This is a genomic window from Roseburia yibonii, from assembly GCF_014297335.1.
In the GTDB taxonomy this organism is placed as follows: Bacteria; Bacillota; Clostridia; order Lachnospirales; family Lachnospiraceae; genus Roseburia_D; species Roseburia_D yibonii.
In genome coordinates this window covers 1-26131 of the sequence record NZ_JACOQH010000007.1, presented here as the reverse complement: position 1 = coordinate 26131, position 26131 = coordinate 1, and the positions used below count along the sequence as shown (strand labels likewise).

Annotated in this window: 21 protein-coding genes; 3 read left to right on the top strand and 18 right to left on the bottom strand. The window is 45.8% G+C overall.

Translation table 11 applies throughout. The features are described from left to right. Nucleotides 1-24: 24 nt before the first annotated feature. Both H8Z76_RS09935 and H8Z76_RS09930 read right to left on the bottom strand, forming a co-directional pair. Nucleotides 25-1779, bottom strand: coding sequence for an ABC transporter ATP-binding protein (locus H8Z76_RS09935; protein ID WP_022516569.1), 1755 nt, complete (start codon nt 1777-1779; stop codon nt 25-27). Beyond that, complete coding sequence (locus H8Z76_RS09930; RefSeq protein WP_147619015.1) at nt 1772-3505, bottom strand: ABC transporter ATP-binding protein; 1734 nt, start codon at nt 3503-3505, stop codon at nt 1772-1774. The genes H8Z76_RS09935 and H8Z76_RS09930 overlap by 8 nt, the downstream gene beginning before the upstream one ends. Nucleotides 3506-3649: 144 nt before the next feature. Between H8Z76_RS09930 and H8Z76_RS09925 the strand changes: the two genes are divergently transcribed. Next, complete coding sequence (locus tag H8Z76_RS09925) at nt 3650-4528, top strand: LysR family transcriptional regulator (RefSeq protein WP_186982400.1); 879 nt, start codon at nt 3650-3652, stop codon at nt 4526-4528. A 14-nt stretch (nt 4529-4542) separates the two neighbouring features. On the opposite strand, the gene H8Z76_RS09920 is transcribed toward H8Z76_RS09925, so the two are convergent. From H8Z76_RS09920 to H8Z76_RS09895, 6 genes are all read right to left on the bottom strand, one after another. Next, nucleotides 4543-5547 carry an aldo/keto reductase gene (locus H8Z76_RS09920; protein WP_186982399.1) on the bottom strand — a complete coding sequence of 335 codons (1005 nt, stop codon included), beginning with the start codon at nt 5545-5547 and terminating at the stop codon, nt 4543-4545. A 57-nt stretch (nt 5548-5604) separates the two neighbouring features. Then, nucleotides 5605-6807 carry a glycosyltransferase family protein gene (locus tag H8Z76_RS09915; protein ID WP_186982398.1) on the bottom strand — a complete coding sequence of 401 codons (1203 nt, stop codon included), beginning with the start codon at nt 6805-6807 and terminating at the stop codon, nt 5605-5607. 35 nt (nt 6808-6842) lie between these two features. Next, complete coding sequence (locus tag H8Z76_RS09910; protein WP_022514450.1) at nt 6843-7295, bottom strand: chemotaxis protein CheW; 453 nt, start codon at nt 7293-7295, stop codon at nt 6843-6845. A gap of 163 nt (nt 7296-7458) precedes the next feature. Beyond that, the gene (locus tag H8Z76_RS09905; protein ID WP_147619010.1) at nt 7459-8301 is read right to left on the bottom strand and encodes a carbohydrate ABC transporter permease; all 843 of its coding nucleotides are present in this window, start codon (nt 8299-8301) and stop codon (nt 7459-7461) included. After that, the gene (locus H8Z76_RS09900; protein WP_022514448.1) at nt 8301-9263 is read right to left on the bottom strand and encodes a carbohydrate ABC transporter permease; all 963 of its coding nucleotides are present in this window, start codon (nt 9261-9263) and stop codon (nt 8301-8303) included. Before H8Z76_RS09900 ends, H8Z76_RS09905 begins: the two co-directional genes overlap by 1 nt. Nucleotides 9264-9343: 80 nt before the next feature. After that, nucleotides 9344-10753, bottom strand: coding sequence for an ABC transporter substrate-binding protein (locus H8Z76_RS09895; RefSeq protein WP_186982397.1), 1410 nt, complete (start codon nt 10751-10753; stop codon nt 9344-9346). Nucleotides 10754-10945: 192 nt separating this feature from the next. On the opposite strand from H8Z76_RS09895, the gene H8Z76_RS09890 reads away from it, so the two are divergent. Next, on the top strand, nt 10946-11686 hold the full coding sequence (locus H8Z76_RS09890; RefSeq protein ID WP_022514446.1) for an AraC family transcriptional regulator: 741 nt from the start codon (nt 10946-10948) through the stop codon (nt 11684-11686). A gap of 23 nt (nt 11687-11709) precedes the next feature. On the opposite strand, the gene H8Z76_RS09885 is transcribed toward H8Z76_RS09890, so the two are convergent. The 6 genes from H8Z76_RS09885 to H8Z76_RS09860 form a co-directional block, all read right to left on the bottom strand. Continuing rightward, nucleotides 11710-14418, bottom strand: a complete 2709-nt coding sequence (locus H8Z76_RS09885) for a GH36-type glycosyl hydrolase domain-containing protein (protein WP_186982396.1) — start codon at nt 14416-14418, stop codon at nt 11710-11712. 20 nt (nt 14419-14438) lie between these two features. After that, nucleotides 14439-16853, bottom strand: a complete 2415-nt coding sequence (locus H8Z76_RS09880) for a GH36-type glycosyl hydrolase domain-containing protein (protein ID WP_022514444.1) — start codon at nt 16851-16853, stop codon at nt 14439-14441. A gap of 286 nt (nt 16854-17139) precedes the next feature. After that, on the bottom strand, nt 17140-19416 hold the full coding sequence (locus H8Z76_RS09875; protein WP_186982395.1) for an EAL domain-containing protein: 2277 nt from the start codon (nt 19414-19416) through the stop codon (nt 17140-17142). Nucleotides 19417-19449: 33 nt separating this feature from the next. Next, complete coding sequence (locus tag H8Z76_RS09870) at nt 19450-20895, bottom strand: sensor histidine kinase (protein WP_022514442.1); 1446 nt, start codon at nt 20893-20895, stop codon at nt 19450-19452. Beyond that, entirely contained in the window at nt 20892-21578 is a 687-nt protein-coding gene (locus H8Z76_RS09865; protein ID WP_022514441.1) for a response regulator transcription factor, read from the bottom strand. The genes H8Z76_RS09870 and H8Z76_RS09865 overlap by 4 nt, the downstream gene beginning before the upstream one ends. Next, nucleotides 21553-23004, bottom strand: coding sequence for a serine hydrolase domain-containing protein (locus tag H8Z76_RS09860; RefSeq protein ID WP_186982394.1), 1452 nt, complete (start codon nt 23002-23004; stop codon nt 21553-21555). Before H8Z76_RS09860 ends, H8Z76_RS09865 begins: the two co-directional genes overlap by 26 nt. 180 nt (nt 23005-23184) lie before the next feature. On the opposite strand from H8Z76_RS09860, the gene H8Z76_RS09855 reads away from it, so the two are divergent. Next, a complete protein-coding gene (locus H8Z76_RS09855; protein ID WP_022514439.1) occupies nt 23185-23424 on the top strand; it encodes a nitroreductase family protein in 240 nt (79 codons plus the stop codon). Between the two features lie 15 nt (nt 23425-23439). Here the strand turns inward: H8Z76_RS09855 and H8Z76_RS13905 are convergent, their stop codons facing one another. The 4 genes from H8Z76_RS13905 to H8Z76_RS13670 all read right to left on the bottom strand — a co-directional run. Then, entirely contained in the window at nt 23440-24021 is a 582-nt protein-coding gene (locus H8Z76_RS13905) for a pyridoxamine 5'-phosphate oxidase family protein (RefSeq protein ID WP_330595055.1), read from the bottom strand. A gap of 113 nt (nt 24022-24134) precedes the next feature. Continuing rightward, entirely contained in the window at nt 24135-25229 is a 1095-nt protein-coding gene (locus tag H8Z76_RS09840; RefSeq protein ID WP_243240529.1) for an amidohydrolase, read from the bottom strand. Nucleotides 25230-25239: 10 nt separating this feature from the next. Next, complete coding sequence (locus tag H8Z76_RS09835; protein ID WP_186982392.1) at nt 25240-25668, bottom strand: GNAT family N-acetyltransferase; 429 nt, start codon at nt 25666-25668, stop codon at nt 25240-25242. A 200-nt stretch (nt 25669-25868) separates the two neighbouring features. Beyond that, a partial coding sequence (locus H8Z76_RS13670; RefSeq protein ID WP_243240528.1) for a ClbS/DfsB family four-helix bundle protein occupies nt 25869-26131 on the bottom strand: 263 nt, incomplete at its 5' end.

Below are 26131 nucleotides of genomic sequence, written 5' to 3'. Positions count from 1 at the left end.
ACTTTTTCCAATGTCAATTCCTATCTATACCGCAAACTGACTGTTATAAAGCTTTGCGTAAAATCCGCCTTTTTCAAGCAGTTCTTTGTGATTTCCCTGCTCAATGATATTTCCGTCACGCATGACCAAAATGACATCCGCTTCCCGGATCGTGGAAAGCCGGTGCGCAACGATAAAACTCGTGCGTCCCTTCATCATCGTCGCAAACGCGTTCTGGATCTTTAACTCCGTACGCGTATCGATGGATGATGTCGCCTCGTCCAAGATCAGCATCGGCGGCAGGCAGAGCATTACACGCGTGATACACAAAAGCTGCTTCTGCCCCTGGGAAAGATTTCCACCGTCCTCGGTGATAAAAGTGTCATAGCCGTTCGGCAGACGCTTGATAAAGTTGTGCGCATGGGACGCTTTCGCCGCAGCGATCACTTCCTCGTCCGTTGCGTCCGGTTTTCCCATCACGATATTTTCGCGGATCGTACCCGTCTTTAACCAGGTCTCCTGCAGCACCATTCCATAACCGGCGCGCAGGCTCTCTCTCGTCACATCCCGGATATCTTCTCCCATGACACGGATCGCGCCGTCATTGACATCATAGAAGCGCATCAGCAGATTGATGATGGTCGTCTTGCCACAGCCAGTCGGTCCGACGATCGCGACACGCTGTCCCGGCTTTACGGAAAGATTAAAATCCTCGATCAGCTTTTTGTCCGGGTCATACGAAAAATAGACATGGGACAGCTCCACCGTTCCGTCTACATCCTTTAAGGAAACCGCATGTTCCGCTTCCGGTATCTGCGGCTCCTCCTCGATCAGCTCAAAGATACGTCCAGCGCAGGCGATCGCGTTCTGCAATTCCGTTACGACACCGGAAATTTCATTGAACGGCTTGGTGTACTGATTGGCGTAACTTAAGAAACAGGAGAGCTGGCCGACGCTCAGTCTTCCGTTGATCGCGGAGATCGCGCCCGTGATTCCGACCCCGGTGTATACCAGGCTGTTGATAAAACGTGTCGACGGATTCGTAATCGAGGAAAAGAAGATCGCGCGGAGAGAATACTTCTGCAGTCTTCCGTTGATCTCATCAAACTGCTCTAAAGTCTCATCCTCCTGCCCGAATGCCTGCACGACCTTCTGGTTTCCAATCATCTCATCAATGAGCGCCGTCTGTTCCCCTCTGGTCACCGACTGAAGCTGGAACATGGAATAGGTTCTTTTCGCGATAAATCCCGCCACAAGGAAGGACACCGGTGTGATCAGCACTACCACAAGCGTGATCTTTACGTTGACGCTCAACATGAAGATCAGGGTTCCGAGGATCGTGATCACACCTGTAAAAAGCTGTGTAAATCCCATCAGAAGTCCGTCCGCGAACTGATCCACATCAGCGATAACACGGCTCACCACCTCGCCATAGGAATGAGCATCAATATATTTTAGCGGCAGGATCTCGATCTTATCAAACGCGTCCTTCCGCACATCCCGCACGATATTGTAGGTCATCTTATTGTTCAGGTCATTCATGACCCACTGCGCGACCGCCGTAACCGCGATCACAACAATCATCCGCTCCAAGATCGGCATCAGTCCCGCAAAATCTACCCTGCCTTTCGCGATGATATGATCCACCGCGTCTCCGGTCAGGATCGGAATATAAAGTGTGGATATCACGGTCACTGCTGCGAGAAGGATGGAGCAGATCAGATAGATCCGATACTTTTTCAGATACTTCATGACTTTTTTTAAGGTTGCCCACTGGCTGTCATCCATTTTTCTAAGCATCACGTTTCTCCTCCTTTTCAAACTGGGAATAATAGATCTCCTGATAAACTTCACAGTTTTTCAGCAGTTCCTCATGCGTACCGATACCGGCGATCGCACCGTCATCCAAAACAACGATCTCATCCGCGTAAAGGATCGAGGACGCGCGCTGCGTCACGATAAATACCGTCGGTCTTTCTTTCATCTCACGGATGGCTTTGCGGAGCGCCGCGTCTGTCGCAAAGTCAAGTGCGGACGCGCTGTCATCTAAAATCAGGATTTCCGGCTTTTTCATCAGCGCTCTTGCGATCGTAAGACGCTGTTTCTGTCCACCGGAAAGATTTCTTCCGCCCTGTTCGATCTCCGCATCCAGTCCGCCATCTTTTTTCTCTACAAATTCTTTGGACTGGGAAATGGTGAGTGCTTCCCACATCTCCGCCTCGGTCGCGTCCCGTTTGCCCCATCTTAAATTCTCACGGATCGTTCCCTTAAACAGCACCGCTTTTTGCATAACGATACCGACTTTGTCGCGAATTTCTTCTTTTGTATATGTTTTTACATCCTTTCCATCAACAAGTACACTTCCTCTGGTCGCATCATAGAAACGCGGGATCAGATGTACCAGACTGGTCTTTCCGGATCCGGTTCCGCCAATGACTCCGATCGTCTGTCCTTTTTTCACGGAAAAATCGATGTCGCATAGGGATTCCGCACCGGCTCCCGCATAGCTTAATCCGACATTTTTAAATTCCACTGCAAGCTCGCCTTCCATGCTTCCTGCCGCATGTTCCGGGAACTCCATCGTAGACTCCATATCCAGCACGCCAGCGATACGGTTCATGCAGGCTCCCGCCTTTGTCAGTGTCACGATCAGATTCGCGAGTTTGATGAGTTCGACTAAGATCTGTGACATATAATTGACGAGCGCAACGACTTCACCCTGTGTGATCACGCCGGTATCCACCCGGACCGCCCCGGTGTAGATCAGAACTACCGTCGCCACATTGATGATAATGTAGGTCACCGGGTTCATCAGTGCGGAAATCTTCCCGACAAACAGCTGTGCCGCCGTAAGTCCCTCGTTCCGCTCCCTGAAATTTTCGATTTCAGAATGTTCTTTATTAAACGCGCGGATCACACGCGCTCCGGTCAGATTTTCTCTCGTGATCCCGAGCACCGCATCCAGTTTTTCCTGGACTCTCTTATAAAGCGGCATGGATATCGCCATAATGCCGAATACCACGACCGCCAGCACCGGGATCGTCACCACGAAGATCATCGCCGCTTTCCAGTCGATCGTAAACGCCATGACCATTGCTCCAAAGACGATAAACGGGGAGCGGAGGAACAGACGCAAAAACATATTGACGCCGTTCTGTGCCTGATTGACATCACTGGTCATACGGGTGATGAGCGTTGAGGTTCCCACCGTATCCATCTCCGTAAAGGAAAGGCTCTGGATGTGGGAAAACAGCGCGTGACGCAGTCCGGTGGAAAATCCGACCGCCGCCTTCGCCGCGAAATACTGCGCCGTGATCGAGCAGACCAGACCGATGATCCCGAGTGTGATCAAAATCAGGCACATCCGGATGACGTATCCCTTGTCACCGTTTCCAATACCGGTATCGATCACTGCCGCCATAACGAGCGGCACAAAAAGTTCAAACGTCGCTTCAAGCATTTTAAAAAGCGGCGCGCAGATACATTCTTTTTTGTACCCTTTTAAATAGGCTAATACTTTTTTCACAATAACCTCCTGCTTTTTCATTCTTCCATATTTGAAAACAATTTAGTCTCTTGTCGCTGCTGCTATTATAGCATATAATAATCCATATCAATAATATTTCATTTGTATATGTATTATAGTTTTTATATATGGGTTGGTGATCGCATGGATTTGAAACAATTACAGTATTTTGCCACAGTCGCAAAAGAAGGAAATATCTCCAAAGCCGCAAAGGCGCTGCATATCTCACAGCCGCCGCTCAGTATCCAGTTAAAGCATTTAGAGGAAGAGCTTGGCTGCGTGCTGTTCGAGCGTGGCGCGAGGGAGGTTGAACTGACGGAGGCCGGGCTGCTTTTATACAACCGCGCGCTCTCCCTGCTTGAACTCTCCGCGATCACCGTGCAGGAGATCTCCGATCTGAAGAATCAGACCGCCGGTACGCTGCGGCTCGGCGCAGTATCCTCGGTCGGCAGCACTCTGTTAAATGCGTGGATCGTCGATCTGAACAAAGAATACCCGGATATCCACTATGAGATCTTTGAAGGGAACACTTATGAACAGATCGAGCAGTTAAAAAACCACACGATTGAACTCGCGATCGTGCGCTCCCCGTTTTCCACGAACGATATGCACGTCATCCCGCTGCGCACAGAACCCATGATGGCAGTTGGAAATGAACGCTTTTTTTCAGCTTCTTCGGACGAGATCCCGCTGTCCGCGCTTGCAGACAAGCCTCTCATCCTGTACCGCCGCTGGGAGGATATGATCCTCTCTGCGTTTTCCAAGCAGCAGCTCTCCTGTCAGATCTTCTGCAAAAACGAGGACGCAAGGACGACGCTGCACTGGGCGGACGCCGGGCTTGGGATCGGCATTGTCCCGAGATCCGCCGTCTCCCTGATCCGAAAACCGGACACTGTCTGCAAAAAAATAGCAGACGCGGAACTTGCATCCCGCATCTGCCTTGTATACCACGAAAATCATTATCTCTCCGCGCTTGCGAAGCTCTTTTTAAATTACCTCACCACGCATCACTGCAAAGACTGATCCTGTTTTTTTATTTACGCCCGCTTCACACCGCAGATCTCATCGATCTTTTGCAGTTCCTCGTTCGTAAAGCCCGGCGCGCCGATGATCTTTAAGTTGTCCAGGATCTGCGCCGGTCTGGATGCTCCGATCAGCACTGAAGTCACCTCGCCGTCTTTTAAAATCCAGCTCAGTGCCATCTGCGCCAGACTCTGTCCACGCGCAAGTGCCATGTCATTTAACGCCCGAATCTGCGCAAGCCGCTCCTCGGTCAGATCCGTCGCATGCAAAAATCTTCCATCCCTGCGGATACGGCTGTCCTCCGGGATCCCGTGCAGATATTTGTCGGTCAACATACCCTGTGCAAGCGGCGAAAACGAGATGATCCCTTTTCCTTCCCGCACAGCCGCGCGCTTTAACCCATTCTCCTCGATCGTACGGTTAAAAATGTTGTAACTGTTCTGGTTGATCACAAACGGACACTTCAGCTCCTTTAAGATCGCGCATGCCCGTGTCATCGTCTCCCCATCATAATTGGAAAGCCCGACATAGAGTGCTTTTCCGCTCCGCACGATCTGGTCGAGCGCGAGCATCGTTTCTTCGAGCGGCGTATCCGGATCCATTCTGTGATGATAGAAAATGTCCACGTACTCGAGCCCCATCCGCTTCAGGCTCTGATCCAGACTCGCAATCAGATATTTTCTGCTGCCGTGATCCCCATACGGTCCCGGCCACATATCAAATCCCGCTTTGGTACTGATGATGAGTTCATCCCGGTAAGCCGAAAATTCTTCCTTTAAAATCTTTCCAAGATTTGTCTCCGCGCTTCCGTATTCCGGTCCGTAATTGTTCGCAAGGTCAAAATGCGTGATCCCGTTGTCAAATGCTGTAAAGCACATCTGCTTCATGTTGTCGTAATTGTCCCTTGTCCCGAAATTGTGCCAGAACCCGAGCGAAAGCACCGGAAGTAAAAGCCCGCTTTTTCCGGTGCGGTGATACTGCATCGTATCATATCTTGTTTCTGCTGCTGTGTATCCCATGTAAAATCCTCCTAATATATCATGTATTTTTGTTCCATTATTTCCTGATAAACTGCCTCAGGAAATAATGCGCAACATCTCATCAAACCGGTTCTCCATCCGGTGATGCCCTGACGCCGCCGCATAACCGCAATCCGCGATCTGCTGCATCGCCGCCTCATCCCCGATCAGTTCTTTTACCCGCTCCGGCAGCTTCATCAACTGATCCAGCTCAAAGAATACCAGTTCTCTGCCATCCGTAAATTCCTCTTTCATGTAGCCGGACGTGTCTGTCACAACCACTGCCCGTGCGAGCATCCCATTAAATACCCGGTCGTGGGATCCGTCCTTAAACCAGGTCATGGTGTTTAATACGATCTTCGCGTCCGTCATGAGTTTTGGGATCTCCTGTGCCGGAACCACACCCCGGTAATCCAGATTGGGATGATCGATCCAGTCGCATACATCCCATCCCGCGCCGTAGAGTGTCACCTTTACGCCGTTTTCCACCAGAAGTTTCACTGTCATTTCCCGGAAAAAGGATGTAATGTAGGAATCTAAAAAACGCAGTTTCCTTATGACTTCGCGTAAGGTTTCATCCGGGTAATGTATACCGATCCTATTTAGATATTCCTCGATCGCGGCTTCCGTTGTCTTCTTTGGATGATGAAGGAGATCGTCAAGCACCTCTCTGGTCAGCCGGTCTGCGTCAAAATCGGCAAATTCGTTCAGATCCGGCACCATATGACCGACCACCCCACGGGAAAGCCCTCCTGCATAGAGCACTTCTATGCCACGCTCCCGGATCGGCTTTTTCTCTCCGGGCAGCTCGATCCCCGCATGCGGCAGGAAATCCGCGCATGCGATCTCCGGGAAAAACCGCCGGATATAGTTCACATGATTGCGATCCGGGCAAAGCAATGCCGTCTGTTTTGCCGCATACCGGAAAATGCCGGAAAAATGAAACGGATGGTCCATCATAACATCAATATAGGGTACCGCAAAAGCATCCCAGATGTTTCCGATTCCATCCATTTCATAACGCAATCCCATATTTCCGAATCCGACCGCCGCCGTGACAGGCTCTTTCAAAAAGCGAAGCAGTTCCTTGCGCTCTTCTTTCTCCTGTTCCTCGCTGATGTGCATACAGGAAGTATCTTCTCCCTGCGTCGTATGCAAAACAAACGAGTCGTAGCCACGCTCCCTGCAGATCCTTAACATCTCATCCGTATACAGGTCAAGCGTGGAATAAAGTCCCTTAAAAAAGATGAAACGGGGCATAGATCAGTCACCTCTCCTTTAGATCTGTCTGCCGCCTACGCCGGCGTTTTCTCTTCTTTTAACAGTTCCTTGATGTTATTCTGTTCATCGGTCTCAAGCAGCTCGTCCACATTCAAAAGCACGATCAGCTTTTTGTCATAATCCGCCACATTGGTCATGAATTTCTCACTGTTGCTGATCATCTGAGGCATCGGCTGTACATGGTCATTTCCCACTTCGAGGATCTCATCAACTTTGGTAACCTCGAATCCGATCGCCATGCCGTTCACATCCACGACAACGATGTTCTGGATATTCTCTCTCCGATAACCAAATTTCTCTGCAAGACTGTAGATTGGTATGATATTTCCGTGCAGATTCATAATCCCCTTTACACATGGCAACGTCTTCGGAATTCCTACTACCTGTACCCGTTCCTCTATGGACTGAACATGCTCGATCGGGATCCCGTATTTTACCTCACCGAGCATAAATGTTAATAACTGCATAGCAGTCCCTCCTTGTTCCTGTATTTCTGTTTCATTTCTATCTTTCTTTCCTACATAGTATCACGTTTTTGCGGTGTTTTCTATAATGTTTTGCAATTTCGTAAAATAAAAAGTGCATGACTCTTTGTACCAAAAAGCCATGCACCTAAATATATGATATCTTTTATTCTTTTACTCCACCAAGAGTCACGCCTGCGATGATATATTTTGAAAGAAGAAGATACATAATAATGATCGGCACGATCGCTACCATGATCATCATATACACCTTTCCCATATCAAAATTCATATAATCCGCACCACGGAGTGTCGCGATCAGGATTGGAACTGTCATCTTGTCTTTGGACTGGATAATGAGCGCCGGAACGAAGTAATTGTTCCAGGAACCAACAAATGTAAAGATTGCCTGAACCGCAACTGCCGGTTTCATGATCGGCATTACGATCTTATTAAACGTCCGGAATTCCCCGGAACCATCTATTCGTGCCGCCTCAACCAGGGACAGTGGCAATGAGGACTGAAGATAACTATACATAAAGTAGAAAACTGCCGGTGAAGCGATCGATGGGATGATAAGCGGCCACAATGTATCGTACAGTCCCATCTTTGTCACTAAACGAAGGAATCCCATTGCCGTAACCTGTGTCGGCATAACCAGGATAGCCATAATAAATGTAAATGCCGCTTTTCTTGCCTTAAACTGGTATGCATACAGACCATATGCCGTTAATGATGAGAAGTAAGTACAAAGCGCTGCAGAGCAGATTGATACCAGCAAACTGTTGAAAATTCCGCGAAACATTGGGAAGCTTCCGTCATTTGCCACATTCTTTAAATTTTCAAGAAAATGTGTACCCGGAAGAGCGGAAAATCCTTTCTGCAGCTCTGCATGCGACCGTGTCGCGTTTATGATCAGTACATAAAAGAAAAACAGACAGAGGAACGTCAGAATGATAAGTACTGCATACGCAATAGCTGTACGCACAATTTTTCCATATTTTTTCATTATCTTTTCCCCTTTCTTCTTTCTTCCCTTGCTCTTTTTTTTGCTGCTGCCTTCGATCCATCCGGATCATTATCATTCGTCATTCTGTACACAATAAAGCACAGAATACCACTTATGATAAACAGATAAACAGACAACGCACCCGCCATTCCGTAATTCTTACTCTTCAAATGGCTGTTCAAAAACATGATCAGTGTCATGGAAGTACGATCCGGATTTCCCTGACCATTGGTCAGTATCTGCGGCACATCAAACATCTGCAGTCCACCGATGATCGATGTGATCAGTGTATAGGCAAGGATTGGACGGATCATCGGTAATGTAATGTAAAAGAATCTCTGTATGCTGTTACATCCATCGAGGTCAGATGCTTCAAAAACATCCATACTGATTCCCATAATCGCCGCCATCAGCATGATGGTTGTATTGCCAAACCACATCAGGAAGTTCATTAACCCGATCAGGGATCTGGTGCCCAATACGGAACCCATAAAATCAATCGGACTTTTTGTAATTCCAATCGACATCAGAATCGAATTGATTGGGCCGTTTGTTGAAAACAGTGTAAAAAATAACAGCGCAAATGCGGACGCCATGATCAGGTTTGGGAGGTAAATAACCACCTTAAAAAACTGTTTTCCACGGATCTTCAAACGAACATCCGTAAACCAGGCTGCCAGGATCAGTGCTATCACAATCTGCGGAATAAATCCAATCAGCCACAGAATCAATGTATTCTCCCCGTATTTCACCATATCAGACTGAAGCAGACTGATATAATTTTCAAGTCCGATAAAATTAGGTCCTATTTCCTTGATTCCTGACCGGTAATATTCAAAAAAGCTGTATCGAACCGTATCGATCATTGGAATCAGTGAAAAAATAAAATATGTTATAAAAAAAGGAAGAATAAACAGATATCCCCATTTGGCATAACTAAGACTTTTCCGCCTTTTTTTCATGATATATCACCCTTTCCATTTCACATTTCGCAGCGGCGGAGCTTTATTTCTCCGCCCGCCGCCTGTATTTTACTTATTTTTTATTCCGGCCATTCAACCTGTGTGATATCCGGATAACGTTCTTTGATCGCAGTTTCAAAGTTTGCTTTTGCCTTGTCAAAATCGACTTCTCCCTGGAAGTAATCGCTAAAGGAGTTCTGGATCAGTTCCACACATCCCTGATCGTAAGCGGAAAGCGGAGCAATCTTGATATTTTCTGCAACCGGTGCGAAATACTGGAACGCATTCTGTCCACCAAGGAATTCTGATGAGAAGTTTGCGTCGTCCGTAGCTGCTTCCTGCATACCGCTCTTCGTATTAGTAAAATCAGAGTAGTCCTTTGAAATCTTTAACAGATTATCTTTGTCTGCAGTCATCGCAAGGATAATATCCTTTGCGTGTTCCGGATTATCGGTTCCAGTTGCCGCATGGATATAAGAACCACCCCAGTTATATTCCTGTGGCGGATTGGTAACTGCCCATGCTCCTGCATCGCCATCCCAGTTCGGATTTAACACGAAATCAATTCCCCATGCCGGTAAAAGGAACGCAAATACGTTTGACTGTGAACTCATCGCCTTGTTCCAGTCATCATTCCACTGTCCTTTTACGGTCGGATTCAGATAACCGGCATCTAACCATTCTTTGGAATTATCAATCCAGTTCATGATCTGAGGATCAACCTTTACGGTTGTATCTCCCGGCTGAACCCAGGATTCAGAAATGCTGTTTCCGTAAAGGCGGAAAGTATCCGCATAGGAAGCAAATGTATAATAACCTTTTGCCTTTAATTCTTCTGCTGTTGCCTTTAATGTATCCCAGTCTTTTACCTTTTCACCTACTGCTGCCGGATCATCGGTTCCAAATACATCCTGTGCAATATCACGGCGATATACCAAAAGTCCCGGGCAGCACTGCCAGGTAGATCCTCTCTGTACACCATCAGAATCCGATGCTGTCGTTCTGGTAAAATCATACTGGTCAGCCAGATCTTTATCTGGATCGATTCCAAGATCTTTAAGCGGCATTGCTACATCCGCATCCTTATCTGTATACTTGAATACATAGTCCGTCTCAGAAAGGAAAATATCTATCTTGTCATCCGCAGAAGCGTCTGCCTGTTTTAACAATGCCTCATCCAGCTTCTGTTGGTATACACCATCCTGATTTGGATTGATGATCCAGTGGATTTCTGTTCCGTCCTTTAATGTTGTTACGGTTCCATCTTTCGATGTTTCTTCCACTTCCGGATAAACGGCTTCCAGACGTTCACGAAATTCATCGTTCCAGGAATAGATATTGATAACCTTCCCTTCATCTCCGCCTGAAGCGGATGCTGTTTCTGTTCCCCCTGCACTGCTGTTGCCTGAGCTTGCGGTACTGCCACATCCAGCCAGTGTTCCTGCTACCATCGTTAATGCTAACAGACCTGTAATTACCTTCTTTTTCATGAAACAATTTCCTCCTTTTTTCAGATGCTTGTTGCATCTTGTCTTTGTTTAATGAAAATATAACACCTTCCGGGAAAACGATATATTATAATTCCAGACAAAATATCAAATTCATGTTCTTGATTTCATTTGCCAGACGAAAACTTTTGTGCCATAATAGTGAATATTAAAAGATTTACGGAGATATCAGATATGTCACTTTCCAAAGAATGGTATAACGCTGAGTTGAAAAATAGTGAATCCGAAACCAAACACCGCTCCCCCAATGTAGAGTATTCCTTTTACAATGCCGTCAAAACAGGCGATATGGATGCTGTTATAAAAAACTGTAATGAAGATGCCTTTCTCCATATGGAGGGCACCGGTGTTCTTTCCAGAAATTCGCTCACAAACCTGAAATATCATTTTGTTGTCACTACTGCCCTGCTCACAAGATACTGCATCGACGGCGGACTCGAACCGGAACAGGCCTACCGTTTAAGCGATTTTTATATTTTAAAAATGGACGCCTGCACTTCAGTCCGTCAGGTCGCGGATCTGCATCACATTATGGCCAAAGATTTTACCGGAAAAATGATCCTGCAAAAAAAAAGTTCGATCCTTTCCAAACCAGTCATGCAGTGTGTTGATTATATTTACAGCCACATCAAAGAACGCATCACCATTGAATCGCTTGCGTCCTACACCGGGCTTTCCTCCAGCTACCTCTCCCGTGTCTTCAAGAAGAATCTCGGCGTATCGATCAGCGATTATATCCGTGAGAAAAAAATTGAGAAGGCAACGCATCTTTTGCGCTACTCGGACAAATCCGTGATTGAGATCGCAAATTATCTGGCGTTTTCCTCACAAAGTCATTTCATCCAGACTTTTGAAAGTTTTACCGGTCTCACGCCCAAAAAGTATCGCGACAAATATTATAAGGCCATGTGGTAATTTCTTATCACATGACCTTTTTCTTAACATTTCTCTAACAGCACCACGATCTGATGGATTTCGTCCTGCTTTAATGCGTTTATCTGCTTCTTTGCTAAAGATGCTTTTGTTTCATCCAACAGCGCAAGCCTGTTATCGTCGCACGCTGCTTTTTTGATCCGGTACGCTCCGGGTTCTGCCTTGTCCGGATTTTTGATCTGTATCTTGAATTTTCTTTTTCCAAATTCCAGATAAACGGATGCATTTCCTTTATCATCAAACTGTTCCGGCATAAGCGATGGATGAATGGTAAGATCACCCAGTTCACCTTTTACGCCAAACATTTCCGTGATCACCGTAAGCATATACCAGCTCGCCGCACCGGTAAGATACGCATACAGCCCCCTGCCCTGATTATCAAAATACTCGGGAATGCCCGGATACATTTTACTGTTTTCAAAGTTCTGTGCTGCTTCTAACAGTGTATTTAATGCTTTATATCCCTCTTTTGCAAATCCTCTCTGATATAAGGCATTCGCATACATGACCGTCATATGTGAGAATACCGCTCCATTTTCCTTTTCTCCATACGCAAAACCGAACATTCTTCCAAGGTCAAATTTTTCTTCCTTAAAATCCGTGTTCAGCCGGTATCCACCCGCTGATTTCTCATACAGATAATGATCTGCGCTTCTGCATATCTCTTTTATCTGTTTTGCATCCGCGGTTCCGCTCATGATCGCGAACACCTGTCCCGTCAGCATCATGCGGATCTGATCCTTCTGATATCTTTCCACTGCGTTTCCATGGTTATCGTAATATCCGTTGAACCAGCCCTCGCCTTCTTCACCTTTGATCCACTCATCCGTCCTGATATGTTCCATCAGCCATTGTGCTTTCTCTTCCAGATTTCTGCTGATTTCTTCTATTTTTACTAAAATTGTCTTTCCACTGATATTATGAATACACTGATCACCATATTGTTTCAACAGATTTTGTTTTTTTTCCGGATCCTCAAACAGTGTGTTTCCTCCCGTCAGCAGGATCTGCATTTCTTCTGCAAGCTCCACCTTATTGTATCCGCATTTCTGCTCGAGATTTCTTAAATATTTTGCAATATCCTTCAGATTCCCGGCATATGCGCAGGTAAAGGCCACGCTCTCTCCGCGCTCCCACGCCATATCCAATGCATCGTTCCAGTCCGCTCCATGCAGGCGCATCTCATTGTGCTCTCCCACATCAAAAAATGCACATAAATTCTGCAGCAGAATATGTTCAAGCACGCTTCCAAAATAGATCTGACCGCTTTTTGTCCGCTGCTTATCGCCTTCTTCCGCTCTCCACTGCGTATCATGCGCTTCTCCGCGTTTTGCCTGAAGATCCTTAAAATACGGAACTTTTTCCAGCAAAACTTCGAGATCTCCGGTCTGGTCCATATAAAACTTTGTTGTAACAAACGGCCAGAACGCATGGTCCATCCAGACTCTTGTGATGTTATTTCTGTCCGCAACGAATTCACCCGGTCTGTTTCCTATGATCGTTGCATTGGTACCGTCCATACGCACACCACCGTAATTAGAAAGGATCATCTGCCTCACCAGTGACGGCTCCATGATCAGCAGTGCCAGACAGTCCTGCCACAAATCTCTCCATCCACGTCCGCCCTTGCCATAATCATGATACGGAAGGAACGAACAGCCATAAATCCTTCGTAAAATTGGCTGAAAACAGATCCATTTCAGATAGTGATCTTCTCTCTTATTTCCGGTTTCAAAGGAGACATTCACCTGCTTTCTCCAATATGTTTTCACTTCATCCAACGCCTGCATTCCTTTAGCCAGAGTCCGATACCTGGAGGCTGTTTTTTCAATCTGCTCTTTGGTCTGTGCAATTCCCGCCAGAACAATATAACTTCTGGATTCGCCCTTTTCTAAAACCGCTTTTGCAAAGCGGATTCCACCAACTGCCTCTTTTCCCTGGATCTTAACACCTGCCGGCTTTCCCGCCTTTTCTTTGCGCACTGCTTCCGGGATCAGAAAAGAACCACCTTCTCCGATGAATTCCTCTACCGTAGGATAAAAGGACTCCGGTGCCTCACCATTTTCTGTCCAGCCATATACAAAATAGGATGTCTCATTTTTCTGATGTCCACGCTCGTCAAAAGACAACACGGGGGTCACTGTAATTCCATGGGTACTGGTATAAATTCTGTGTAAAAGCGAAGTTACATGCCTGTGATCCCTGATGTTATCCGCGCTCCTTCCATAGATTGGGATCGCCGCAATCGGTGTCACTTCCATTTTCTCATCCCTATTATTGGTAAGCGTGACAAGCGTAACCTCTGCCGCCCCATCCACTGGAACAAATATGGTCATTTTGGCTTCTATTCCATATTTTTTGGACTTTCTCACTAAAGTCTGCCACATAAATCCTGCTTCAAGGATGCTTTCATCCTGCTCCCTGGTAAAACGACTGCTTTCCTGTTCTGCCGAGTTGCCGCATACCGACCAGTAACCTTCCCCCTCGATCCGACACCAGAAATTTCTCGTATTCTTATTGTTGTGAAGATTCTCAGCACTGACCGGCTCTAACAGGAAATGGTTCTGATCCGTTTTACTGTCTCCTCCCCAGTTCGGGGTAATACTGGATTTGATCCCCTCTGTTCCCGCCATCGGAAGATACAGCCCACTGTAATTTTCCGGATCACGGATCACAAACGTTTCGCTTTCGTCTTTAAATTCTATCTGCCGCATACCACTTCTCCCTTCTTTTCCTATGACATAAACAATTCCACGGTAGTCTGTGCCGTCAGCTCCTGCTGCGGAATATAGTTTCCTTCCATCTTCTTTCCATTAACCAGAAGTTCTCTGCAGCCAGACTGTACATGGCCCGGATTTGATACTTTAATCTGCAGATGACATCCGCGAAAATCCTTTTCTATTTCAAATGATTCCCATGACTTCGGAACGGATGGTGAAACATGGATTCCATAAAAGTCCGGCCGCATGCCGAGTATACCTTCCACGCAGCCCACCATGACCGTTGACGCAGTTCCCGTCAGCCAGTGTACATGTGATTCTCCAAAATTCGGACTTGCTTTTCCTTCTGTAAACTGACCATAGCAGTACGGCTCTAACTTTCGGATCTCTGCACGGTCATTCTGTGCCGCCGGCGCATTCTCCATAAAATAGGTGAATGCCTTCTCCCCATTTCCTCTTAGTGCCTCCGCAAGAATCAGCCAGCCCTGTGACTGTGAAAAAATACCGGCATTTTCCTTACTTCCTGCGTTATAGATCACTGCAAGCGCACCGTCAAACGCATGCGCATGATAAGGCGGATCCATCAATATCGCACCGTATTCGGTATTCAGTCTTTCATATACCAGATCGAGGATCTGATTCGTCTGATCTTTGCTTGCAAGACCACTGATCACTGCCCAGCTCTGCGGATTAAGCCACATATTGGCTTCCGGATCACTGCGCCTTCCGATCATTTCTCCGGTCTCGGTATAGCCACGGATAAAACGGTCTTCATTCCAGCAATATTTCTGGATCAACGCCCCGAGTTCTTTCTGCTTTTCTTCCAGATAAGATTGATAAACGCTGTCCTCTTTATACTGCGCAAATTCCTTTAAAATCCGCATCGCATAGTAAAACTGCATTGCGACAAATGCCGATTCCCCATCTTTCCCAAGCCGCAGACAGTCATTCCAGTCTGCATACAATCCAGCCGGCATACCATGTTTTCCAAGATGATTCATGGAAAATGTGATCGCCTGTTTCAAATGTTCATATACCGTCGCTGTTCCCTTATTCGCATATGGAATTACTTCGTCTATGAATTTCAGATCTCCGGTTTCCGCAATATACTTATACACTGTCGGGAACAGCCACAATGCGTCATCTGCCCGATATTCCGGATGACCTGTTTCCTGCACATAAGACACATCATCCGGTGTATCCTCATGACCTGGATTATGCGTAAATTTGACAAGTGGAAGTCCTCCTCCATTATCTACCTGCGCAGAAAGCATAAAGCGGATCTTTTCTTTTGCCATTTCCGGCGCAAGATGTATCACACCCTGGATATCCTGAACAGTATCCCGGTATCCATATCCGTTCCGCAGCCCGCAATAGGTAAAGGATGCCGCACGCGACCAGATAAATGTCATAAAACAGTTATACGCATTCCATGTATTGATCATGGTATCAAATTCCTGACTCGGTGTCTTAATCTGAAAATGGGAAATTTTCTCATGCCAGTGACAAATCAGTTCTTTTATTTCTTTTTCACATACTGCCGCCGGATCTTTATAGTCCGCTAAGATCTTTGCTGCCTCCGCATCCTTTTTCATTCCTGCTACAAATGCGATTTCTTTTGCTTCTCCCGGTTGTAATGTAAGCACTGTCGAAAGCGCTCCACATCCATTTCCATTGTAGTTTCCTTTATTTTCAAGCACTCCGCTTTCCACACCTGTCGGCCTGTCATATCCATGATATCTTCCAAGGAAGCCTTCTTTCTCGCCACTCCATGACTTCACTTCCGCTCCTGCCAGTCCGAAAAAGCGACTGGATACGATCTTATGATCGACTTCTTTTCCTTCTTCGATCTGATCCAGATTTGCGTGTATCAGCTGCTGCACTCTGTCGCCACGAAATACAGTACGCGTAATAAACTGTGAGTACTGCAGATTCACCTGATCCTGCTCGTAATTACTGTGATTGGTAAATTCCGCATACCCGGTGATCGTAAGCTCCCTCTCCCGGTCAGAGTCGTTCTTCACACTCAGATTCCATACTTCGTAGGATCTGCCAAGCGGCACATAATATCTCACTTCTGATGTTATTCCACTGTACTGTGCTTTCATTTTCGTATACGCAGTTCCATGACGGCATTCACATTTGTACTCTTTTAAGTCCTTTCCTACTGGCTGCCAGGATGCCGACCAGTAATCCGCATTTTCATTATCACGAAGATATATATATCTTCCCGGCTGATCAAACTGATTGAACACATACCGCAAGATTCTTCCGTTCGCGCCGGATTTCGCAAAACTGTATCCTCCTGCGTTATTCGATACAATAGCGCCATATTCCGGAGATCCCAGATAATTTACCCACGGTGCCGGTGTATCCGGTCTTGTGATCACATATTCCTTATTTTCTTCATCAAAATATCCATATCTCATTCTGCGTCTCTCCTCATTCTTGTTTTTCCCAATATAACTCCTTATGAAATCCGGATATACAAAATCATCCTCGAAAATATCAGATTCATGACCTATTTCAAATAAAGTGTGCGCTTACCGCACACTTTCGCGCGCGAGCGGTATGTTCAACATAAACTTCATCTCCGCGAGCTGCGCATCCCCGCGGAGCGTTTTTAAATCATAGGAAGGAATTTCCTATGATTTAAAAAAACTGTTGGCTGCACGATCATACTGTGCGCAGACAACAGTCTCTTTCTCTTTTTACTTAATTTATCCCATATTTCTCCTCAAACTCATCCACCGGCACCGGTCTGGAAAAATAGTACCCCTGGAACATCTTACATCCCATCCTGGTCAGCATGGAAAGCTGTTTTTCTGTCTCAACGCCTTCCGTGATCACTTCCATACCAAGTTTGTCCGCAAGCACGATGATGCTCTCCAGGATATCCTTTCCTTTCACCTCATTTTCAGAAGCCCGCAGAAATCCCATATCTATTTTCAGCACATCTGCGCTGATATCTTTTAACATATTTAAGGACGAATATCCGCTTCCGAAATCATCGATTTCAATCTTAAATCCAAAGTCCTGAAGCCGCTTTAAGATCTCCATGTTCTTCTTAAAATCGGACATGAGCGCCGTCTCTGTGATCTCAAGCTTTAACATCTCCGGGTCGATCTCATATTTTTGCACAAGACCGGTAAACGTCTCATAGACATCCACAAGGTAAAAATCTTTGGTCGAAATGTTGACCGAGATATGGTACGCCCCGGCATTATTTTTCTTCCACTCCGCCAGCTTCTCTGCCGCCTTCTCCCAGATATAGCGGTCAAGCTTGTAGATCAGTCCCGCTTTTTCAAGGATATCGATAAAAACTGCCGGTGATAAAAGTCCGCGTTCCGGATGCTCCCAGCGGACCAGTGCCTCCGCTCCGTAGGCTTTTCCCGCTTCATCCACCTGCGGCTGCAAAAACATCACAAACTCATTTTGTTCCAGTGCCCGCTCAAATTCCCCGATGATGCGCCGCTCCTCGATCGAGCGTTTCAAAAGCTCGTCATCATAGTAGGCAAGGCTGCTGTGATAATCGTTTTTTATCGTTTCACTGGCAAGATTTGCCTTGTCGCACATGATGCTGACCGGCTCTTTGGGATTTTGAATATTGTATACGCCGGCAAATACATGCAGCCGGAAGGAACTGTTATTGACTTCTTCCTGTATTTTCTCCACGATCTCAAAAAGCATTTCTTCGCGGAATGCCTTCTGCTCCATGCAGACTGCGAACCGATCTCCCTGGAGTCTCGCGCACAGTGCTCCTGCCCCCGTGTGCGTGCGCATCAGCTCCGCCTGTCTTAACAGGATATCATTTCCCTTCTCAATGCCAAAGAGTTCATTTACAAATTTAAAATCACGGATATTACTGCATATGATGCAATATTTTTTGTCCGGGTTCTGATGAAGCCGCTCACTGGTATCCAGATAAAACTGCTCACGGTTCAAAAGTCCGGTCAGTCTGTCATGAGACGCACGGTATTTTTCATGCTCGAGTGACTCAATCTCTTCCGTCCTGTCATTAAAAATAAAGCAGTCACAGACAAAGTTGTTTTTATCATCATAAACGCGCTTGTACACAATTTCGTAGTACCGTTCTTTGCCGTCTTCCTCAACCGGCATCTGAAACCGCATCAGATCTGCACGTTTTTCACCGGAATCCGAAAGCCAGTTCCAGTACATCTGTTCCAGCACATCCGGTCTTCCGCTCACTTTATAAAGTTTTCGCACCAGATCATTACAGTAAACGCAGATTCCCCGATTGTCAAAGCAGATAATACCGTTGTTCATGTCACGGATGATCAAAGAAAGTGTACTCTCAATCAGCTCATTCGGCACATAGCTGAACGTAAAGTAATAGATGAGCATGGACATGACTCCAAACATGATCATCGACACATCATAGATCGACTGGGAATGGATCGAGAGCAGATCCAGTACAAATCCAACCACAAGCGCGGACAGAATGACTTCATACCGGAAGCGGTAAAATTTGGATGCTCTCGCAATCATAAACAGATACGCCAGGATCAGGATCGCGATCAGCACATAACTGTATATAAAATGCATCTGATAAAAGAAGCTGCCTTTCACAAACTCGACCGCGATCATATCCCCGGTCATCTCACCCACCGAAAACATATGATGCGTCCACGCGTTTACGATCAGCATGACCGTCTCAATCGCCGCGTAAGCCTCCATCAGGAGCTTAACGACCCGAACGCCGTGAAACAGTCCGGTATAATACTGCGTGTAATACATAAGCAAAATAAGGAGCCAGTCGAAACAGGCAAGCGTCAGTCCCTTGCAGAGTGTCGTCACAAAAACTCCCGGCACAAATGTATAGGCTGCAAATATGATCCCGCACAGGAATGCCACGCTCTCGTAACAGAATACGATCTTTGCCAGCTTTCCTCTTCTTTTTTCCGCCTTTAACGCACACACTCCGAGCGCAAGGATCTCTATGATAATAAGTACTCCGTATAGCGCTTTCATACATATTCCCCCATGTACTGTACTTTTACCATATCATACCACAGAATCCACCTGCTGGGATAGACTTTTTTCTGTCAATGGCAATATTATTTTTACCAAAAATCCCCATCCCCTATCACTTTTTATACAAAATTTTCCTCCATGCCTCTCAATGATCTCCTCAGCTATATAAAGGCCGAGTCCCATTCCTCCTGCCCTGCTGTTTCTTGCACTGTCTCCACGATAAAAAAGTTCTGTCATATAGGGAAGTTCTTCTTTGGATACACCCCTGCCATAATCCCGTATTCCAAACACTGCCAGCTCTCCTTCTTTTTTCACAGAGACCGTCAGCTTCTTTCCATCCATACCGTATTTTAAGGCGTTTTCAATCAGATTTCGAATCACTCTTCCGATTCTTTGTGCATCCCATTCGCCGCAGATCGCATACTCCGGTATTTTAAGTTCCAGTTCATAGCCATTTTTTTCAATTTGCGGATAATATTCGATCAGTATCTCCCTTACCAGCTCTGTCAAGTCGGTTTTTTCCCTGCACAGCCGCATCGTTCCCATTTCAAGTCTCGAATACTCCAGCAGTTCTGTAAGCAGTTTTTCCATATAAACCGATTTTCTGCGAATAATATCTGCATACTGTTTTTGCTCCTCTTTCGACTCATAGATCCCATCACAAAGCATTTCAGCATACCCCATAACCGAGGAGAGAGGAGTTCTTAGATCATGCGAAATTATCGACACCAATTCTCTTTTTTTCTGTTCCAGTTCTGCCTTTTCCTGATACTGTTTTTCTAATTTTTCCGCCATAGAATTGAATCCTTCTGCCATGACTGTCAACTCGTCATTTCCTTTTTCTTCCATGCGCACATCCATATGATCCATCGATAATTCCTGCATCACCTGATACATATTTGTGACACGCCGCACAAGCTTTCTTCCAAACAGCCATAAAAGTATCATCATGATAAAAACTGTGATTCCTACTCCGAATAAAGCAATTTTCCCGAGTACGCCTTTTCCTCGCAGCGGATTAAAAGCATAAGATATGGTTTCGTAATCATTGTAGTTTACATAACATACAATATCATACTCCTGACCGTTCACATTTCCGGAAAGGACACGAACTTTATATGTTCCTGCAATCTCCCCTCTTCCATTTGCCGCTTCTGAAAGTTCACGCCTCTCAAAGATCTGTGGCGTATCCGCCCCGGCACCACATACTTCCCCACATTTTACCGCAAAAAGCATCGGATGATTTTGTTTATCCAGTGCATTCACAAAATCTGTCAGATATGACTCATCTTCTGCCATACCGCCTGCTGCCTCCAGCTGGTCTCCCGCTGTTTCTAATGCATGTAACATATCCTCTGCGGTGATTCCGCCAAAATATCCAATGTGGATCACATAATAAAAAAACAGGCAGAACACACCAACTGATATGGAGGTCGACAGCAAAAACAGACCACCTATTTTATACTTCAGTTTCATCTGCTTCCTCCAAAACGATATCCAATTCCCCGAATCGTCTGTATCCATATTCTCTCATTCGGTTTGTCTTCCAGTTTTTCGCGCAGTTTACTGATGTAGACCATAACCGTATTATCGTCCTCGTAGCCATCCTCCCACACATGATGATAAATCTGTGCCTTGGTAAATACCTGTCCCGGATGTTCCATAAAAAATTTTAACAACCAGAATTCCTTGCCTGCAAGCACGACCTCTCTGCCATCTACTGTCACCTGGCAGCTCTCTGTATCCATGCGAAGTCCGTCTGCTTCCAGTATCCGTTCTGCCTTTTTTTCGATTTTCATTCCTTTTCTGAGCTGCACTTTTACTCTTGCCATCATCTCTCCCGGACTGAACGGCTTTGTCACATAATCATCCGCTCCCAGTCCAAGTCCAAGCACCTTGTCATATTCTTCCTGCCTTGCACTCAAAAGGATCACCGGAATTTCTCCCATTCTCTGGCGGATCTGTTTTAGAACTTCAAACCCGTCCATTCCTGCCATCATGATATCTAAGATCACCAGATCCACAGCATTTTCTTTTAAATACGCCAGCGCCTCAGTTCCGTTTTCACACTCAATTCCACAAATTCCCTCCCTTTTTAAATATTTTAATAGCATCTGTCGTATTTCGGTCTCATCATCTACCACCAGTACTTTTGGCATACTCTGCACATTTTCCTTTCTCTTTCACTTTCCTTTGGTTCATTCGGAATGCCAGCAGTAATATCATTACAAATCCCTCAACCAGTACAATAGCAAATGCTGGTGTAAAAAACGTAAACAGATAATTATCTGCCATTCCAAAACAGATCCGAAACGGCAGATCCGTATAAAACAAAAGATAGGCTGCCACGCAGTAAAATGCGGAAAGCAGTCCTCCCGTCACTTTTCCTGCTGCAGATTTTCTTTCCATCAGCCGCTTCTTTTTTATTCCATGGAATAATGTTATTCCAACACAAAAATCAAGGATTCCACCTACTATTATTGCATATAAAATCATTCTTTCAAGCTTTTTTAACAGCGGATCTGCCACCGGCTCTCCAAGCGTATGATCTGCCCATGCTTCCATAAGATCATAAGTAAAATAAAAGGCTTTATCCGAATTTGTAACGATTGTAATTCCAGAGCGGCTCTCCGGCTCCAGAACGAGCTGTGCATTCCATCCGGTCAACGTGCCATTATGCTCATAAACGGTACGCCCATCCTTCAATTTTCTCGGAATGATTCCAAGACCATATACTCCGGCCTCACTTTCCGTATTCTTCTGCGCCAAAAACATCTCGCCATTTCCACGCCGGGCATAATCCATCAGCGCAATATCGAATTTGGCCAGATCCGTTGCTGTCGTTATCACGCCTCCAGCTCCACTTAACACCACATCATTACAAGCGATCGGTTTTCCCTTACCTGCATACGGCACCGCCATTGCTCCTGTTTTTTCATAGCTGGTATGATCCATGCCAAGCGGTTTAAATATTTCTTTTTGCATATAATCCTCAAATTTTTCTCCTGTAACATCCTCTATCACAAGCTGACAGATTCCATATCCGGCAAATTCCGAATAGGCAAAAGAGCTCCCCGGTTTCGTTTTTATATGAACATCCGCCTGTGTTAATTTTTCTGCCGCCAGAAGTCCATGCTCATCTTCATTCACCGCATCCGCACATCCACTGAGTCCCGCCGTATGGGACATCAGCATACGGAGCGTTACCTGATCTCCGTCATAAGTTCCATCCGGTATTTTCCATTGTTTTAAATATTGATTTACCGGCACATCCAGATCAAGTTTTCCTTCGTCCACCAGCTGCATGACCGCATATGCAGTCATTGTTTTGGAAATGGATGCAATCCGAAAACGGGTATTTTCATCTGTTTTTATTTTCTTTTCCTTATCTGCATATCCATAATCTCTTACCTCTGTAATCTGTCCGTTTTCTATTAACACAACCTCCGCTCCGACCGGATCATATTTTTTCTCCATCCGATCGATATAATCCCCTGTTTTGTGTCTGATTCCACTCCACAAAACGGCACACGCCAGGGCACCTACCAAAACGATTCTTCCTGTCTTTTTCCATATTTTTTTCATTGTAATTTTCCTCCTTATGCCAGCCATTCTAGTCTGTCTTTTTAAAACCTGGCATAATGGAATCTTAAAGTTATCTTAAAGCATTGGATAACCGGCTCGACCGATACGGGATTGACTTTTTCCTCCCTGTGGAATAAGATGTTAGTACAGACTAACTGTTATTGTTCATGGAGGAAATATATGGAATTTCAGACTTTATTAGAAAGCAGAAGAAGTGTACGCGCCTTCGATGGCAGCAAGTCTGTCACCGAAGACCAGATCCGGCAGCTTGTAGATGCGGGCATTCAGGCTCCGTCCTGGAAAAATGCCCAGACCGCACGCTACTATTGTGTGTTGGACGAAGCCAAAAGAGCCGACTTTTTAAAGAACTGTCTCCCGGAATTCAACGCAAAAAGCGCAGACGGCCAGATGACATTTTAAAATTTTTCTAAAAGGTCACAGAAAAGGCACTGTCACACCATTTTTCGCCGCCAATACGCAGATGATCCGTGATTTCCATTTACCTCCAAATACGCTAAGGCCGTATTCCAACGGGCAGCGGATATCTTCTTCCATTTTTTTCTGATACAACGCACTCACCTCTTTTTCTTTCATCATATACGAAAATCCTTCTTTTTTGTAGTAACTATGAAATTTATGAGTGGCTATTTTCCAAAACAGGCTGCGCCATGCACGAATGAAAACAGGCGCTCCCTTTGCCGTAGCCGCGCCGTTAAACATTTTTTCCACCATTGCCTTAAAAGTGGCGACCACTTCTCCTTCTGTCACATAAGAAGCCGTTCCCTTAATCTGATAGCCTTCGAGGTTCTCTGCGCTGTATGCGGAGATTGCGATTTTTCCGCCATTTTCTCTTATATTTTTTAATGTTGTTTCAAGGAACACATCTCCGACCAGCAGCTTTCCGTCATCGGTCACATCCTTAAACGCCACTGGAACCACATTCGGTTCATTGTCTGCACAGGTTGCAAGATCCCACATACTCTCTTTTAATACCTTTTTTACATTCTCATTTAACATTTCAGATTCCCTCCTGATTCACTTTTGTTTTAAGATGAGCTCATTATAGGAAATCTGCTTGGCGCAAACAAGATATTAGCAAATTTGTGAGTCACTCATAAATTTCAGAGTAATCAGACCAGTCCCCCAAACATCCGAACCGCAGTCTCTATGATCTCATCCGGGAATTCATACTGCTCCGTGTGCAGCTGGACATGATCCTCTCCGTCTCCGATCCCGAAAAATGCTCCCTCTGTTTTCTGTAAATAATATCCAAAATCTTCCGACCAGCGCATCGGCTCTTTTAGCTCTGTAACAGGAAGCCCCTGCTTCGCCGCGCAGGCACGGAGTTTTTTTACGGAATCCATATGATTTTCTGTTGCAGGGAAACGCTCGATCTCATGGATCGCGAGCGTAAGATTTTCTTCCTTTGCCCGCTCTTTTGCAAGCTCTTTGATTGCGGCAACATATTCTTCAAATACACATTCGCGCTCGCCCCGGACGGTCAGGCGCAGCACCCCGTCCGATGCCGAAACTCCATAGCTATCACTGCCGATCTCCATTCCGATCAGGGTCATCCGCACAAATCCTCTGGTCTCATTTACCTGTTCCATAAGTTTTTCCACCTCAAGCAAAAGCTTTGCAAGCGCAAATCCCGGATTTTTTCCTGCTTCCGGATAAGCCGCATGGCTCGGTGTCCCGGTCATACGAATCTCAATCCCGGTCGATGCGCATGCAAAGGTTCCCTCTTTGATCAGAATATGATTTTTCGGATAGCCCGGAATATTATGAAGTCCATAAATTTCGCCGATCTTCTTTTCCTCAAGCAATGGAAGACAGAGCTTTGCCCCCTGTCCGGTTTCTTCCACGGGCTGAAAGATAAAATACACATCCCGGTTTAGCTCTGTTTTTCCTTTATCAAGGTAAAGTGCAAGCCCCGCAAGTATGCTGCTGTGTCCATCATGTCCGCAGTAATGTCCCGGCTGTCCGCCTTTCGCGCACACCGCGTCCATATCCGCCCGGAAAGCAACCGGTGCCTTCCTGTCCCCGACATCCGCTTTCCGTACAGCATAAAACCATTTTCCACAGTCTACGATCGAAAGTGTTGTGTTCTCCTGTAAGAACTGCATCAGTGTCTGCTTCGTTTTTGTTTCCGCAAGGGATCTCTCCGGTATTTCATGCAGTTTTTTCCGTAATGCTATGATTTTATTCAGTAGATCTTTCTCCATGATGCACTCCCTATTCCGCCGCATGCGTCAGGCTTTTGGTGTAATAATATCTCTTTCCTGTAAGCGGATAGTTCTCCAGTGCAAACTGCTCTTGATATCCGTATTTTTTATAAAATTCCGGAGCCTGAAAACTGAAAGTATCTAAAAACACATATTTGCAGTTTCTTTTTTCCGCCTCTTTTTCTGCTTCCAAAAGAAGCTTTTTCCCGGTTCCCTGACCGCGCAGATCTTCTTTCACCCAAAGATACTTGATCATAAGCCAGTTTCCATGCGTATAGCCAATGATCCCGGCAACGATCTTATTTTCTCCGTCTCTCTCATAAATACCCAAATCTCTTGGCTCTTTATCCTCAAGATGCGCCAGATTAAATGCCAGCAGTCCCTCAAATACCGCTTTTTCGTCCTCCGGCAGAATCCGGTCTGTCAGTTCCATACTCATGTTCTGCGTTCTCCTCTCGTTTTTCGTGCCTTGCCATTATAACACAAAACGGGAACTGACAGACATGCGAATTTAAGAACGCAATGACAAGAAGCGTTTTCCCTTTACAGAGCTCACTGATCGCCTCCTGAATGTATTTCTCGTTGTACGCGTCAACGCTTGCTGCCGGATTCTCCGTCGCGGTTAAAGATCTTTTCGACCTATTTGGTTTTTCTGTTTTCCTCTATCTTCCTTTTGTGCGCTTTCATTTTCTTCATCGCCCAGTCATAATGACTGCTGGTATTGCTGATAAAATAGCTGCCGATACAGCTGCCACCGACCCACGGATAAAATGTATTGGTAAATAGTGTCTGCTGATTAAGCAGATATCTGCAACTTCCAGCTCTTACATCTGTTCCAGTCATGCCAGAAGCGGAACAGGCGCAAAAGAGCGTAAAGTATTCGCCTCTGAATCCTGAACAGA